12 protein-coding genes, 1 tRNA gene and 1 pseudogene are annotated in these 13,347 nt (G+C 66.9%); 8 read left to right on the plus strand and 6 right to left on the minus strand.

Annotated elements, in window-relative coordinates; genetic code table 11:
- Positions 1-126: 126 nt before the first annotated feature.
- A pseudogene (locus D7X74_RS31505) lies at positions 127-393 on the plus strand (IS3 family transposase); the annotation flags it as partial.
- A gap of 239 nt (positions 394-632) precedes the next feature.
- The gene (locus D7X74_RS31510; protein ID WP_120536718.1) at positions 633-1,142 is read left to right on the plus strand and encodes a DNA-binding protein; all 510 of its coding nucleotides are present in this window, start codon (positions 633-635) and stop codon (positions 1,140-1,142) included.
- Here the strand turns inward: D7X74_RS31510 and D7X74_RS31515 are convergent.
- Positions 1,126-2,292: a site-specific integrase gene (locus tag D7X74_RS31515; RefSeq protein WP_120536719.1), complete on the minus strand. Its 1,167-nt coding sequence runs from the start codon at positions 2,290-2,292 to the stop codon at positions 1,126-1,128. The two genes, D7X74_RS31510 and D7X74_RS31515, sit on opposite strands and share 17 nt — an antisense overlap.
- Before the next feature lie 105 nt (positions 2,293-2,397).
- Between D7X74_RS31515 and D7X74_RS31520 the strand changes: the two genes are divergently transcribed.
- From D7X74_RS31520 to D7X74_RS31535, 4 genes are all read left to right on the plus strand, one after another.
- Positions 2,398-2,483: transfer RNA gene (locus D7X74_RS31520), tRNA-Leu, on the plus strand.
- Positions 2,484-2,549: 66 nt separating this feature from the next.
- Positions 2,550-3,092, plus strand: a complete 543-nt coding sequence (locus D7X74_RS45380) for a transposase (protein ID WP_120536720.1) — start codon at positions 2,550-2,552, stop codon at positions 3,090-3,092.
- A gap of 43 nt (positions 3,093-3,135) precedes the next feature.
- A complete protein-coding gene (locus tag D7X74_RS31530; protein ID WP_370450822.1) occupies positions 3,136-3,873 on the plus strand; it encodes a DUF6310 domain-containing protein in 738 nt (245 codons plus the stop codon).
- Positions 3,870-4,625 (plus strand): DUF5953 family protein, encoded by a 756-nt coding sequence (locus D7X74_RS31535; RefSeq protein WP_120536727.1) that lies wholly within the window; start codon positions 3,870-3,872, stop codon positions 4,623-4,625. Before D7X74_RS31530 ends, D7X74_RS31535 begins: the two co-directional genes overlap by 4 nt.
- A gap of 6 nt (positions 4,626-4,631) precedes the next feature.
- Here the strand turns inward: D7X74_RS31535 and D7X74_RS31540 are convergent, their stop codons facing one another.
- A complete protein-coding gene (locus tag D7X74_RS31540; protein ID WP_120536722.1) occupies positions 4,632-6,056 on the minus strand; it encodes a nucleotide disphospho-sugar-binding domain-containing protein in 1,425 nt (474 codons plus the stop codon).
- Here D7X74_RS31540 and D7X74_RS31545 point away from each other — a divergent pair.
- Positions 6,047-7,066: a glycosyltransferase family 2 protein gene (locus D7X74_RS31545; RefSeq protein ID WP_120536723.1), complete on the plus strand. Its 1,020-nt coding sequence runs from the start codon at positions 6,047-6,049 to the stop codon at positions 7,064-7,066. The genes D7X74_RS31540 and D7X74_RS31545 overlap by 10 nt on opposite strands.
- 37 nt (positions 7,067-7,103) lie before the next feature.
- Here D7X74_RS31545 and D7X74_RS31550 read toward each other — a convergent pair whose 3' ends face one another.
- Entirely contained in the window at positions 7,104-7,391 is a 288-nt protein-coding gene (locus tag D7X74_RS31550; RefSeq protein ID WP_120536724.1) for a hypothetical protein, read from the minus strand.
- Between the two features lie 298 nt (positions 7,392-7,689).
- Between D7X74_RS31550 and D7X74_RS31555 the strand changes: the two genes are divergently transcribed.
- Positions 7,690-7,935, plus strand: coding sequence for a hypothetical protein (locus D7X74_RS31555; RefSeq protein ID WP_233595222.1), 246 nt, complete (start codon positions 7,690-7,692; stop codon positions 7,933-7,935).
- A gap of 52 nt (positions 7,936-7,987) precedes the next feature.
- On the opposite strand, the gene D7X74_RS31560 is transcribed toward D7X74_RS31555, so the two are convergent.
- From D7X74_RS31560 to D7X74_RS31570, 3 genes are all read right to left on the minus strand, one after another.
- On the minus strand, positions 7,988-9,400 hold the full coding sequence (locus D7X74_RS31560; protein ID WP_120536726.1) for a hypothetical protein: 1,413 nt from the start codon (positions 9,398-9,400) through the stop codon (positions 7,988-7,990).
- 159 nt (positions 9,401-9,559) lie between these two features.
- On the minus strand, positions 9,560-10,534 hold the full coding sequence (locus D7X74_RS31565) for an NADP-dependent oxidoreductase (protein WP_199732641.1): 975 nt from the start codon (positions 10,532-10,534) through the stop codon (positions 9,560-9,562).
- A gap of 114 nt (positions 10,535-10,648) precedes the next feature.
- The coding region (locus D7X74_RS31570) for a DEAD/DEAH box helicase (protein WP_147446754.1) at positions 10,649-13,347 on the minus strand (2,699 nt) is incomplete at its 5' end.

The following is a 13,347-nucleotide window of genomic DNA, read 5'->3' on the forward strand; positions in this document are numbered from 1 at the left end:
ACTGTCGCCGCCGCCCTCAACAACCGGCCCCGCAGGACTCTTGGATGGAAGACACCTTCCGAGGCGCTGAACACTCATCTACGCTCACTTCAACCAGGAGGCGTTGCGACGACCGCTTGAATCCACCAATCGCGACTGGCGGAGCGTGGCATCACCTGCTCGATGAGTCGCAAGGGCAACTGCTGGGACAACGCCGTCGCGGAAAGCTTCTTCAGCACCGTGAAGATGGAACTCGTCCACACCCGCAGCTTCCGGACGCGGGAGGAGGCGAAGCTCGCGCTATTCGAGTACCTGGAGGTGTTCTACAATCGCAGGCGCCGTCACTCCTCACTTGGCTACGTGAGTCCAGCCGAGTACGAGCGAATGGCTGAGGTTTCGAGGCAGGCAGCGTAGTCAACCTGTCCACCGAAGCGGGTGACGCTCAAATCTCCCCGCAGGCCCCTGTCTCGCACGGGATGAGTCCTCGGACGTGAACCCATCCCGCACTCGGTGGGAGGCGGAAGATCCGAGTGACAAAAGGTCTTCAGGTGGTTTCGATATATTCAGAGTAGCGAGAACTGGTGGCCACCGGCTCGATCCACACCTTCGACACCGTTCACCGGCAGTGATGGCGAACGGTCGAGCACAAGCTCATGATCGAGAACTTCAACTACAGCCGCACAGGCTCCCTGCTTGCTCAACCGGAGCTACCGTCCGACCTCATTCCGATTCCGGTCTTCTGTCCTGCCAAGTCCATCGAGATCGACGGGGCTGCGCCGGTGGGAGCCGCGATCCTTCATGTGCTCACTCGCATCGAGAACGAAGTCCGTGCGCTACGCGCCCAATCAGCCACCCAGAATGCCTCGGCCGTGCCGTTCGAGGGCGCGATGGCGATGCTCGGCTGCAAGCGGTCACAGGTCTTCAAACTCCTGGATGAGCGCCGGTTGGAGCGGGCGCCGAAGATCGGAAGGACCATCATGATCACGGTGGCGAGCATCGAGGCTCTGCTCGCGGAAGGAATCCCGCCGAAGGTCGGTCAGCGGTCGCGCAGCAAGCCGAGGCGAACCAGGGGGACCAAGGCCACTCCGGTTGCCCCTGTAGGCTCATGCTCCGCGCCGGAGCCCAGGGCTTTGGGTGCGGCGATCCTCAGGCTGCCGCTTTGACTCCCTGGGGATCCTCTGCGTGCTCCAGCTTCAGGGGGAGCTTGATCATGCTGGGCACCTTGCTCACGTCGTAGAACTTCTTCGTGGTGACCGTGGACGTGTGCTCCAGCACGGAGGCAACGAGCGCCAGGGGCACGCCGTTGCCCGAGAGCGTGACCGCTTCGCCCGCCTCCAGGCTCCAGGCCACGAACGAGTGCCGGAGTTCACCGACCTTCACGCGGGGCAGTTCATGGGCCTCGCACGCAAGCCGTAGCCGATGGCGGACTTGATCCGGCGTCGGCGCTCCGTGCGCCTGAAGCCGCTGCGCCGCCGCGAGTGCCTGGGCATCGAGCGAGAGCGTGTGAACGCGGCCGGATTTGTGGACGAACTTCACGGTGCCGCTGATGACCGGATGGCCGGGGACCAAGGTGATCTTGCCTTCGCCCGCCGCGATGCGCTGGACCTCGGACTCGTGCAGCCCGAGCTTGGCGTGCAGGAGGAGTACGTCCCGTGCGCCCTGGTCGTTGAGGGCCCGATACAGCACCTCGATCGTGGCCATCGGGTAGCCCTTCTCGCGGATGGCCTTCTCGGGGCGGCTCGCAGGCACCGTGAGCGTGCGGCTGGGATCCTGGGCCGGGTCCAGGAGCCCCTTCTTGAACAGGAACGAGCAGAATGCCTTGAGGGCTGCGATTCTCTTCTGCTCGGCGGTGTTCCACTGCGCGAGGAGCCGCAGTACCTCGCGGGGCTCCACCTTGCGCAGGTCACTGCCCCGGAGCGCGTCGGCCCAGGCCGAGAGGTAGTAGCGGGTGTCCTTCTTGTACTTCGGCGTGCGGTCCTTGATGTGCTCCAGGAAGCGCGCCACGGAGGCCGCATCGAGGTACGTGGCCTCGTGTTCGTCCTGGCGGCGGCGCGCCTCCGCCTCCAGGCGGGCCTTCTCGTCGGCCTCCTGCGCCTGGAGCCGTGCCTCCGCCCTTTGCTGGCTCGGGGTCTTGTACGAGGCCGGGTCCTGCTCGAAGAGAGCCAACTGAGCGAGGGCCTGCCGCTCCGTCTCACTGTCGAGCGCGATCTGGTGCCGGTGCCCGTTCACCATCTTCCGGATGACCCACACCTTCTGGCCGTCCTTCGTCTGGTATGTTCTGCCGCCAGCCCAGGTTCCGGTCCAGTTGGGCATGATTCGCGTCACCTCGTTGGGGAATTTGGGTACCAAGTGGGTACCACACACCTCCAACGGGGTGCAAAGCAGGGGCGATCGCGGTAAGGTGCTGGAATCATTGGCGCACGAGTGGCGGAACTGGCAGACGCAGCGGACTTAAAATCCGCTGACTCGCAAGGGTCGTCCGGGTTCGATCCCCGGCTCGTGCACTTCTTCGGTCAGTCGTTACAGGCGGCCAGGTTGCCGGCGAGAGCCAGACATGGCCAACGCTGGCTGTGCGCCGACATGAACTGAGCGATGCCGAATGGAGCCGCATCGAGCCCCTCCTGGGCTCGCGCAGCGGCCCGCCCCCGAAGCGTAGGGCTCGCAACTTCATCAAAGCCGTCATCTGGCGCGTGACGACGGGGCAGCGGCGGGCCCTGCCCGAGAAGTTCGGCCACTGGAAGTCCGTCTACAACTGCTTCCACCGCTGGGCGAAAATCGGGTGCTGGATCGGCTTCGCTACCGGGTGGAGTGCTTCTTCCACGACGCTCAGGCTTTATCGCGCTGCTGGTACGATCCGGGCCATGCTGCCGCGCCTCGGTACGTTCCGAGTATCCCAGCGATTCTCGGATGCTGGCATGCTCCACATGCGGCCAGCATTGCCCCGCAGCTCGCTGGCTCTGCTGAAAAGACGTGACCATGCGACTCCGAGCTTGCGCCGCACTCCTACTCTTCCTTTCGGCGTGCGCCACGTCGGCACCGAGCCCAAGAGAGCGCGCGTCCCGGAACCCGAGGATCGCCAACCTCCAGCGAGCAGCAAAGCTGCCGTGGACTGACGGGGGACGGTGCGTCGTCCGTGAGGCTTCCCAGCCTTGGCCCGTGCTGGTGGAGAAGTGCTATCGGACCCTTGACCATGACCGGATTGCGTTCCACGACACCACGGGAAGATGCGCGGTCGCGTCCGTTGACGCCGCTGCCGTGGGACTCGGGTTCTGCGTGCTGGCGGCTCCTGAAATTGCCGTGGGAGCCGTGATCGTGCTTGGCGTCGTGGTGGTCGGCGTCGCCATTACAGAAGCGATGGATGCATATGAACTCCGCCACGCCTACCCCGAGGAAGCAGGAACCTCACGAGGGACGAAGGTGGCATCCGGGGACGCTGAAGTGCAACGCAAGCCCAAGCTGAAGCCCGAGCCAGCGGGGCAGGACTGGCAGCCTCCGGTGCCGCCTGTGCCCGTGGACCAGACGGGACGCGCCAGTTGCGAACCTGTTCCAGTGCCCCACGCGGGCGAGGACGACCCGCATAATGAATGTGCCGACAGGTTCCCTCCCAACCGTTATCCCGGGATGGACGTGCTTGTTGGCGGTGTGCGCTTCGATGCGTTGCAAGTCGGTGTGCCCAAGCTGTGGGAGATCAAGACCCATCGATTCAATTTATACAATGACTTCGTCCGAGATCAGGAGATCAAGAGAGAAGTCGAGCAGCTTCGCAAGGAGAGAAAAGCTGCGATGGTATGCGGGTATGAATTTGTCATTGGGGTGAGCACCGAGGCGCACAGGGACGCGCTGTTGCAAGAAAATCAGTCCCTAAATGTCGTTGTTACGGGGTGCAGGCGATGACTACACGAAAACGTCTCGCCTTCATCGTCTACGCGCCTGCGCTTGCGGGAAAAGACCTCCGCGCCATCAATAGTGTTCATGGGATGGAGAGGGCGCTTCCCGGCTTGCGGCTGGAATGGCGGCTTTCCAAGAGCGGGCGCCCCATTGCATTGCCGCAGCGTGATGCGTGGCTCATGGAAAAGATTGAGGACGGAGGTTTCCCGATGGTGTGTAACGGGGATGAGAGTTTCCCCGTAACGGTTTGGGGAACGGAGAACCCTGGTCCCTTCTGCTCAGGCGGTCAGGCCCAGTTTGAGGTGCACGCGAAACTGCCTCTAGACGAGCCGGTGATCGCGTCAGCGGCGGCTGTTCTTGAGGGCGTGTCGGAAGGAGCGCGTGCGCTATGGGGGCGAGCGACGCCATACGACGCTGCGGTGGACATCGCGTATCAGACTGCCCCCACGCGGGAAGGGTTGCCATCCCCTCGCAGGGGGCTGCCCGCCCTGAAACGCTTCGAGCACATCCGCTCGCCCGAGATTCCCTATTACCTCGGGTGGCTGAATTACTGGTCGGCCGCTGCTGCGCAGGCCATTGGGTTCCCGGACCCGACCCGTGACACGGACCTGCTTTCACGGGCGCGGCGCACGGCATCAGGGGGATGGGTCGTGCAGCTCACCGACGCGCCGCTCGACCTGGACAACCCCGCTCACCTGGATGCACTCAAGCGTGCCTACGAACGCTTTCCGGAGATCGGTGGACGCGCAGAGCCTTGACCTCAATCAAGGGGTTTGGACGCGCAGCAGCGGGGCAGCAGCGCGTCCGTGGGCCGGGAGCAGCGCTTCCACCGTCTCCGCGCCTCGCCCTGAGTCATCGGCATCAACAAAGACCTGTCGCAGGGCCTGGACGCGGGCGCGGTAGATGGGATTGCCGAGCACTTCGTCGATCTGGGCGCCCACCTGCTCCGTCGTGGCCTGGCGGATGTCGCCACGCAATCCAATCCCATGGTGGACGATGCGCGCGGCGTTGCCCGGCTGATCGAACACGAGCGGATAGGCAATCATGGGAACCCCCATGCTGATGCATTCCTTCACGCTGTTGAGTCCGCCATGCGTGATCATCAGCGACGCGCGCTTCAGCGCGGTGAGCTGCGGCACCCAATCCACCACCGTGACATTTTCAGGAAGCGGGCCGAAGGCTTCGGTCCCCACCTCCTTCCCCACGGCCATGAGCAGTCGCAGATGGGGTCTGCGGGCGAAGGCGTCGATGACGGACTTGAAGAAGGCCTGGTGTCCACGCACCCGGTTGCCATGGCTCCCCAGCGAACACAGGACGAGGGGGGCCTCACCCGAGGCGAGCTCCGGAGGGAGCGCAGGTTCATCGCGGTCCCGATCGACACAGGGCCCCAGGTAGTGGAGGCCCCCGGAAGCGCGGCGGAAGTCGAACTCGGGAACGCACGTCACCAGGGTGGGAATCCGCAGGTGGGGGCCGGCCTGCAGGTGGGTGTGGAAGTCACCCGGCGGCGCCTCCGGATGGCGGTCGTAGAAAGCCCGGACGTGCGCACGCATCTTCCCCAGGACGCCCATGAACGTGCGCAGGTACAGCCACTTCCAGGCGAAGGCAATCTGGAGCCCGGAAGCGATGCTGCCTGTCGGGATGTGATGCGAGGTCAGCGGAGGCACCGCGGCGTCGCGGTTCAGGGCGAAGTTGGTGCAGATCTGGAAGGCAGGGATGCCCAGCTTGGATGCGGCGAGGATCGGCAGGGGATAGCTCGCGTCCACGAGCAGCAGGTCCGCGCCGCTGTCGCGCAGGCGTGACTCGAATGAGGCGCCGAAGAGGACCTCTGTGATCCGCAGCTCGTGACGGCGGAGGAACTCGTCGATGGTCTGCTTGCGAGCGGGCGGGGGGAGCTTCGGATCTTCAATCCGCGAAAACACCTCCGCCTGGTAACCCCTGGGAAACACGTCCTCGAGCATCGGCGTGAAGGGCCAGGGCCGCGAGTGCAGGAACGGCTCTGCGTCCGGCGGAGCCATGTATCCGATCTCATGCCCCCGGGCTTCAAGCTGCTTCGCGAGGCCAAAGGTTGCATGGATGTGGCCGGCTTCCGGGAGCGGCAGAAACAGGATTCTCGCCATGGTCCCGCAGACTAACAGAGTGTTATGCAGGGGAGGGTCGGAAGAAGAGGAGCCTCCGTACGATGAAGCCATCTGTCTCTGTCATCATCCCTGCGTACAATGTGGAGGCGTATCTCGGCGCCGCCATCGACTCCGTGTTGGCGCAGACCCGGCGGGACATCGAGATCGTCATCGTCGATGATGGCTCGACGGACCGGACCGTGGAGGTCGCCGAGCGCTATCAGGACCCACGGATCCGCGTCTTCAAGAACGAGCGGAACGCCGGCGCTTCCCAGAGCAGGAACGTGGCGATCGGGCACGCGCGAGGCGAATGGGTCGCCATCCTCGACTCCGACGACTGGTGGGCGGAGACCCGGCTGGAGCGCCTGCTCACGCTCGCGGAGGCTCATGGGGCGGACATCGTCGGTGACGACATCCAGCTCGTCAAAATGGGGGAGCTGGATGCCCAGGCGACCTTCTTCCAGGTGCACGCACACCGCCTGGGAGTGATTGACAAGCCATTCGAGCTATCAGCGCTGAGGATGGTGGTGGATGATTACGGCGTCCTCAAGCCGATCTTCCGCAAGTCATTCCTGGAGGAGAAAGGCCTTCGCTACAATCCAGCCTTCAAGACGGGGGAGGATTTCGATTTCCTGCTCAGGGCCCTGCTTGCCTCCGCCAGGATGGTCGTCTCAAACGAAGCCCTGTATTACTACAGGGCCCGGGGTGGTTCCCTCGTCGCGGACCCGGTGAAGTGCCTGGCTGGAATCCTGGAGATGGCGGACGCGCTGCTCCGCACGGTGGACGGTCGGACGCATGCGGAGGTTGTCCGTGCGCTCGAAGGCTTCCGTGCCTGGAAGCATGACGAATGGGAGAATGCGAGGTTCCGGGTTCCCATCCGTCACGGCCACCTGCTCCAGTGCCTCGCGCTGGCGCGGGAGAATCCCGCGCAGCTGCCGCGGTATGCGCGTTTGACGGCGGAGCGGGTTGTCTTGCTGGTGCTCCTGCCCGTTCTGTCCTGCATCCGGTTCTTGCAGTCCGGTCGGCGTCAACGGAGGGCGCTCCCGGCCCCTGGAACCAGCGGGAGCGCTCCGGCGAGTTGATTCCCCGGGCAAGACAGCCGCCTGTCCAAGCCGTGAATCAGGGAACGACGGCGGCGCAGTCGGTTGCGCAGGAGAAGGTCGCGGACGTGCAAGCCCGGTCCGTGAGGCAGGCATCGCAGACGTCTGCCTTTCGCTTGTAGTCCTCGTCGTCCGCCGCGTTGTCGCGGCAGCGGCTCTCACAGGCGGACGTGTCGTAGTTGCTGTCGTAACAGGAAGCGTACTTGTCGCAGATGGCGTTGCAGTCGAGCGCGGCGTCCACGCCGCAGCCGGCCATTCCCGTCAAAGCCATTGCCGCAACCAGCAGGTTCTTGAGGTGCTTGCGCATTGTTGCTCCTGTGGAGAGGGACCCGGAAAGGCGGTCGCGCCTTCGCGACGCAAGACCGGCTTCCAGGCGAAAGGGAACTCGCGCTCGTGGCGCGAAGTGGCGTCTCTTGAACGCTTCCCTTTTGTGTGCCGGAAAATAGGAACGAACTGCCCACTGTCAAGCGGTCCCCACCCCGAAATCACTGGGACGGTTCAAGGGTGGGGAGCGTGCGTGGGAGTTCCTGGTTACGCTCTCGTCCATGATGGGTCCGCGACCAAGGACTTGTGCGGCCTGCCGGCGTGTCCTGGCGGCCCACGAGGTGTACTACCGCTTCAGCCTCGTGCTCGAAGGGGAGCAGGACGTGCTCGACCCTCCGGATGAGGTGGACGGCGGCCGTGGGGATGCGCTCGCCGAACTCGTCCAGCGGCTGGAGGCGGGGCCCGAGGACCCCAGCGAGCTGGAGGCCCAGGTGCACTGGGAGCGCTCCGGGGTGGCCTGCGCCGAGTGCCGCACCGTGGCGGTGCGGATGCTGACCCCCGACTCCGAGGACGCTGGGCCGCATTGACGGCCCGCCCGGCGGGCTTCCTGGGACTCCCGCCGGGGCGCACCCCGCCGTGCTACGGCTTCATCACCCCGGCGTCCTTCAACAACGCCACCATGTCACGGGCCTTGTCGTTGCCCTTCGCCTCCAGTTCCTGCAGCTGTTGTCCCAGCTTCGGCGTGTAGGCGTCCAGGAGCGCGCGTCGCAGCGCCTCCTGGTCGAAGCCCCAGTTCTCCAGCGCCTTGGGCAGGAACTTCGACGCCCTCGGGTCCTTCAGGCGCACCAACGCCGCGGTGGCGGCCGCCGCGGAATCAGGGCAACGCTGCGCAATCCCATAGGCGGTCTCCGCCGCCTGCTTCGTTCCCTGATAGCCCAGCAATGACATCTCGTTCTCGCCAATCTTGCTGCGGCAGAACAGCACCCGGTCGAGGGCGGCCCGGGCGTCCGGATTGCCCTGCCGCAGCGCGGCCTCCAATTCATCCCGGTTCAAGATGCCCCGGTCCTCCTTCCAGGTCACCTTCACCGGCACGGTGTGGCCGGCGTTCACCAGCTTCGCCGCCGTGTGGTTGCGCCTGAGCTCCGGATAGTGTTTCAGGTCGCGCCCCGCCCGTTCGCCCGCAGCCCTTCTCAGGGCCCAGTCCTTCTGCAGACTCGTGGCCAGGGGAAGCACCAGGGAATCAAGGTACGTTCCTCGCGCGACCAGCGCATCGTAGGCCGCCAGGGCGCACGCCGGACTTAGCGAGACCTCCTCGCCGTTCGCGCGTTTCGCCTCCAACTCGAACCTTTCGTTGGAGGAGGACCAGCCGCCAGCCGTGGCCATTCCTTTTTCCAGCTCGTCCACCAGCGTCGGCGCCAGCTCGGCGGGCTCCACGCACCGCAGGGGTTCCCGGACGTCCTCGGCAAGTTCCGCCAGGTGCTTCTCCTCGATGCGCATCGCATCGAGCGAGGGATCGCCGCGCTTCTCCGCCGAGCGGGTGAAGCAGGTCGCGATCGCACTCGCCCACAGGCGCAGCTCCGGGTCCGATTCCTTTCGCATCGCCGCAAGGGCTTGCGTCTGGGCTTCCGGCAGCCTCGCCGTGGAGAGCAGCGCCAGGGCCCGGTCGAACGGATCCTCCGATGTCTGGGCTTTCCTGCGCAGCGCTTCGTCCTTCATCAACAGACGTCCCGCGAGCTCCGCCGCCTTGCCAGGAAGCCTGGGCCCGTTCGAGCGCATCGGTGACATGGAGCGGAACTGGGGGGCACCCATACAGAAGGGAATCGGGCCCGCGGCGGCCACCACCTGGTCCCTGCCTCCGACCCGGGCCATCTTCGTCAGGACGCCGTAGGCGGTGGTGCCTCCCTGCAGCAGGCTGGCCTCCGCTTCCGCCAGCACCGCCGGGGGCGAGCCGTCCAAGGCGAAGGCGGCCTTCCACATCGTGGCTTCATCTTGAACGGGCGTCGGTGCTCCCGCGAGCGCGAGCGCCGTGAACAGGGCGGGCAGATGCAGCATGGTTCACCTCGGGTTTGAGAACAGGTGAACCAGTTTCGCCTGGATTGCGGTGACACGCTTGATTCTGGCGTGTCGGGGGCTCGCGGACTTCGCGAGGGAAGGGCATCCGCCCCCGGCGCTGGCCTCGCGCGCCGTGCACCGGGGGCGTGGGGCGCCGCGTCAGTGGATCCGCAGCGCGTACTTGCCCAGGTGGTGTTTGAGCACCTCCTGCTGGGCCTTGGCGGCCTCCTCCATCGCGTAGATGCGTCCGATCTCCAGATGGAAGGGGCCCGCTTCGATGAGCTGGTTCATCTTCTTCAGCAGCTCCGGGCTGGGGATGCCGTCGTAGGCGGTGGCCTGGACGCCCTCGGGTGCCTTCGGCGCGGGCTCCACGCCGTTCGGCCAGGCGATGCGCCCGCCCTTGCGGACGTGCTGGAGGGCCGCTTCGGCGATGTCTCCCGGTGCCAGGACCAGCGCCGCGTCGAGCCCGTCCGGGGCGAACTCGCGGCAGGCCGCGGCCACGTCACCCTTTCGGCCGTCCACGACCGCTTCCGCGCCGAGCCGCCGGGCCAGCTCCACCCCGTCTTCTCCCGACGCGACCGCCAGCACCTTCACGCCCTGCCTCCGGGCGAACTGCAGCGCGAGGTGCCCGATGCCGCCGCTGGCTCCGAAGATGAGCAGGCGTTGGCCGGGCTGGATTTGGAGAAGCTCCTCCAGGCCCCGGAGCGCGGTGATGCCATCCGCCCCGAGCGCCGCCGCCTGTTCCACCTTCAGTCCCTTGGGGATCCGCGCGGCCTGGCTGGCCTTCACGGCGGTGAACTGCGCGTAGAAGCCGCCCTTGGGGCTTCCGAGCGCGAAGCCGAAGACGCGGTCTCCGACCTTGAGGTCCTTCACGGCCTTGCCTGCCGCGACCACCTCTCCGGCGCCGTCGGTGCCGGGCACGTAGGGGAATTTCGGCTCGCCTCCAATCAACTCCACCATCTGACCTTCGCGCTCCATGAAGTCCCACGCGCCAATCCCAGCGACCTCGACGCGGATGAGGACTTCATCGTCGCCGCAGGTGGGAACGGGCACGGTCTTGATGCCGAGGACCTCGGGGCCGCCAAAGCGGTCGAGCGCCGCGGCCTTCATCGTGTCGGGAATGGACGTGGCCATGCTGTGACTCCTTCTCCGGGAAAAGTCCGGTTCCCGGAGACGGTGCACACTCCCTGCGTGAAGGTCAGGGACCGTCCTGCCAGGTCCCACGGCCGGTCGCTCAACGGCAGGCGTTCAGGCCAGCAGCTGCATCAGGTCCGCTCGCGTGAGCGCCGCGCCGCCACCCTCGGCGCCTCCGAGCGCGGCTTCGAAGAGGGCCCGCTTCTTGTCCTGGAGCAGGAGGATCTTCTCCTCCACCGTGCCCTGGGACACCATCCGGTAGACCATCACCGGGCGCTGCTGCCCGATGCGGTGCGCGCGGTCCGCGGCCTGGGCTTCCACGGAGGGGTTCCACCAGGGATCCACCAGGAAGACGTGGTCCGCCGCCGTGAGGTTGAGCCCCGTTGCTCCCGCCTTCAGGGAGATGAGCATGACGGGCGCTCCCTTTTCTTCCTGGAAGGAGCTGGCCACCGCACCCCGGTTCGCCGTGCCGCCGTCCAGGCGGATGAACCCGATGTCGGCTTCCTTCAGCGCGGGCTCGATGAGGTCCAACATCGACGTCCATTGGGAGAACACCAGCGCCTTGTGCCCGTCCGCCACCGCCGTGCCGAGCGCCTCCACCAGCGCCTGCACCTTCGAGGACGTCCTCGCCTGCTGCCCCGGCACCAGCGCGGGATGGCAGGCGGCCTGGCGCAGCCGGAGCAGGGCCTCCAGCGCCTTCATCACGCTGCCGCCTTCCTCCAACTGGGACACCACCTCCTCGCGCGTCGCGGCGTGGACCGCGTCGTAGACGGCGCGCTCCTGCTCGGTGAGGGTGACGTGACGGACGGCTTCGGTGCGCGGCGGCAGTTCAGGCGCGACGTCGCGCTTGAGCCTGCGCAGCACGAAGGGCCGGATGCGCGCTCGGAGCTTTTCGGCGGCGCCCTTCTGGTTCTCCGACACCGGCCGGGACCAGCGCTCCTCGAACGCCTTGCGTCCGCCCAGGAGCCCCCGGTTGGTGAAGTGCATCAGGCTCCACAGCTCCTCGAGCCGGTTCTCGATGGGGGTGCCGCTGAGCGCCACGCGGAAGTTCGCGTCCAGTTCGTAGGCCGCGCGCGCGACCTGGCTGTCCGGGTTCTTGATGGCCTGGGCTTCGTCCAGCACCACCGTGTCCCACGTCTTCGCGCCGAGCACCGCCGCGTCCAGGCGCAGGAGCGCGTACGTGGTGAGCGTCACGTCCGCCGTCTCGTCCAGGCTGCGGTTCACGCCGTGGTAGACGGACACCTTCAACCCCGGACGGAAGCGCTTCACCTCCGCCTCCCAGTTGGGGAGCACGCTCGTGGGCGCCACGACGAGGGTTCCCGGGCCCAGCGTGCAGATGGTCTGGAGCGTCTTGCCCAGGCCCATGTCGTCCGCGAGCACGCCGCCGAGTCCCGCCTGTCGCAGGAAGGTGAGCCAGCTCACGCCCTGCAACTGGTAGGGGCGCAGCGTGGCGGTGAGGTCCTTCGGGAGGCGGGGCTCGGGGAGCTTCTCGAAGCCCTGCACCAGCGGCGCCAGTCGCTCCAGTCCCGGCGGGGCAGGGTGCTCCAGCGCGTCGCACAGCCCGGTGAGCTGGGGGATGGCGTGGTTGGCGATGCGGCCGTCCGTCTCACGCGCGGCCAGCAGGTCCGTGACGCGCTGACCGTGGGCCTTCAGCCAGCCGGTGGGCAGCGGCGCCCATCCGCCGCCCTCCAGCGGCACCAGTCCCAGGCCCTCTTCCCAGGCGCGCATCACCGACGCGGCATCCACCGAGCGCGTCATGCCGGGCCCCAGGCCCTCCACCTGGAAGTCGAGCGCGAAGCCCACGCGCGGCACCCCGTCCCCGGTGGTGGTCGTGTCCAGCGTGAGGGTGGGGCGCAGCTTCACGTCGGGGCTGACCACGCCCGCCGCGTCCCCCGTGAGACCGCCTCGCCAGCGCCGCAGCTTGTCCGCGAGCTGTACGGCTTCCTTGCCGTGCACCGTCACGCGCCGGCCCGGCGCCATGTTCAGCTCGTCCCGGAGCTGGTGGATGAGCTTCGTCTCGGTGGGCTCGTCGCGGACGGGCGCGGCGCCCTGCAGGTACACCATGCGCCCGTTGTCGATGCGCGCCGTGGGCGGTGAGCCGTACACCAGCGTGGGCAGCACGGAGAGCCCCGCGTCGAGCTTGTCGAGCTCCAGCGAGATGCGCGGCTTGAGCGTCCGGTCGATGGGCGGCAGCCGGCGGCTCTTCACGTCCACCGGCATGCGCCGCGCGAAGTCCGGCAGCACCTTGCCCGTCAGGTCCGCCAACTGCTCCGCGGAGAAGACGCGCTCCTGGGGGAGGTTCTCCAACCTGGCGCCGGTGAGGGCCTGTTCACCCAGCCGGCAGAGCATGCCGGCGCTCAGCGCGACGCCGGGGCTGACCAGCTCGGTGATGCGCGGATCCCTCTCCACCTTGAGCACCGTCTGCTCGCCGCGGTCCTCGACGGTGACTCGGGGGAGGAGCGGCTCGTTGGAGACGGACACCAGCGCGCCGTCGAAGAGGACGGTGCGCGCCTTCTCCAGCACGTGCAGCAGGGCGTCGAGCCGGCTTGCCGGAAGCGCGCCCTTCGTGGGCTGCGCGAGCAGCTTGTCCGCGAGCAGATCGCAGGGCTCCACCTGGATGCGCGCGGCTTCGACGGGGTTGTTCAGCAGGGACGTGAGGCTGCGGGCCAACAGGCGCGCGGTGTTGTCCGGACGGACCACCAGCCGCTCCAACTGGAGTCCTCCGTCCACGCGCTTGAAGCGGTACACCATGCGCTCGGGCTTCGGCGCGGTGCCGGGACGCGCGGCGGCCGGAGCCCGAGCGCATGGTGTAC

Source organism: Corallococcus sp. CA047B, assembly GCF_003612065.1.
GTDB lineage: Bacteria > Myxococcota > Myxococcia > Myxococcales > Myxococcaceae > Corallococcus > Corallococcus praedator.

Coding starts and splice junctions, on each gene's coding strand:
- D7X74_RS31560 (WP_120536726.1), bottom strand. CDS start 9,400: ATGCTGCATCTGCCCGCCCTGTTCACGGCGCTCGCGCTCGCGGGAGCA.
- D7X74_RS31565 (WP_199732641.1), bottom strand. CDS start 10,534: ATGGCCACGTCCATTCCCGACACGATGAAGGCCGCGGCGCTCGACCGC.
- D7X74_RS31510 (WP_120536718.1), top strand. CDS start 633: ATGATCGAGAACTTCAACTACAGCCGCACAGGCTCCCTGCTTGCTCAA.
- D7X74_RS31545 (WP_120536723.1), top strand. CDS start 6,047: ATGAAGCCATCTGTCTCTGTCATCATCCCTGCGTACAATGTGGAGGCG.
- D7X74_RS31550 (WP_120536724.1), bottom strand. CDS start 7,391: ATGCGCAAGCACCTCAAGAACCTGCTGGTTGCGGCAATGGCTTTGACG.
- D7X74_RS31515 (WP_120536719.1), bottom strand. CDS start 2,292: ATGCCCAACTGGACCGGAACCTGGGCTGGCGGCAGAACATACCAGACG.
- D7X74_RS31535 (WP_120536727.1), top strand. CDS start 3,870: ATGACTACACGAAAACGTCTCGCCTTCATCGTCTACGCGCCTGCGCTT.
- D7X74_RS31540 (WP_120536722.1), bottom strand. CDS start 6,056: ATGGCTTCATCGTACGGAGGCTCCTCTTCTTCCGACCCTCCCCTGCAT.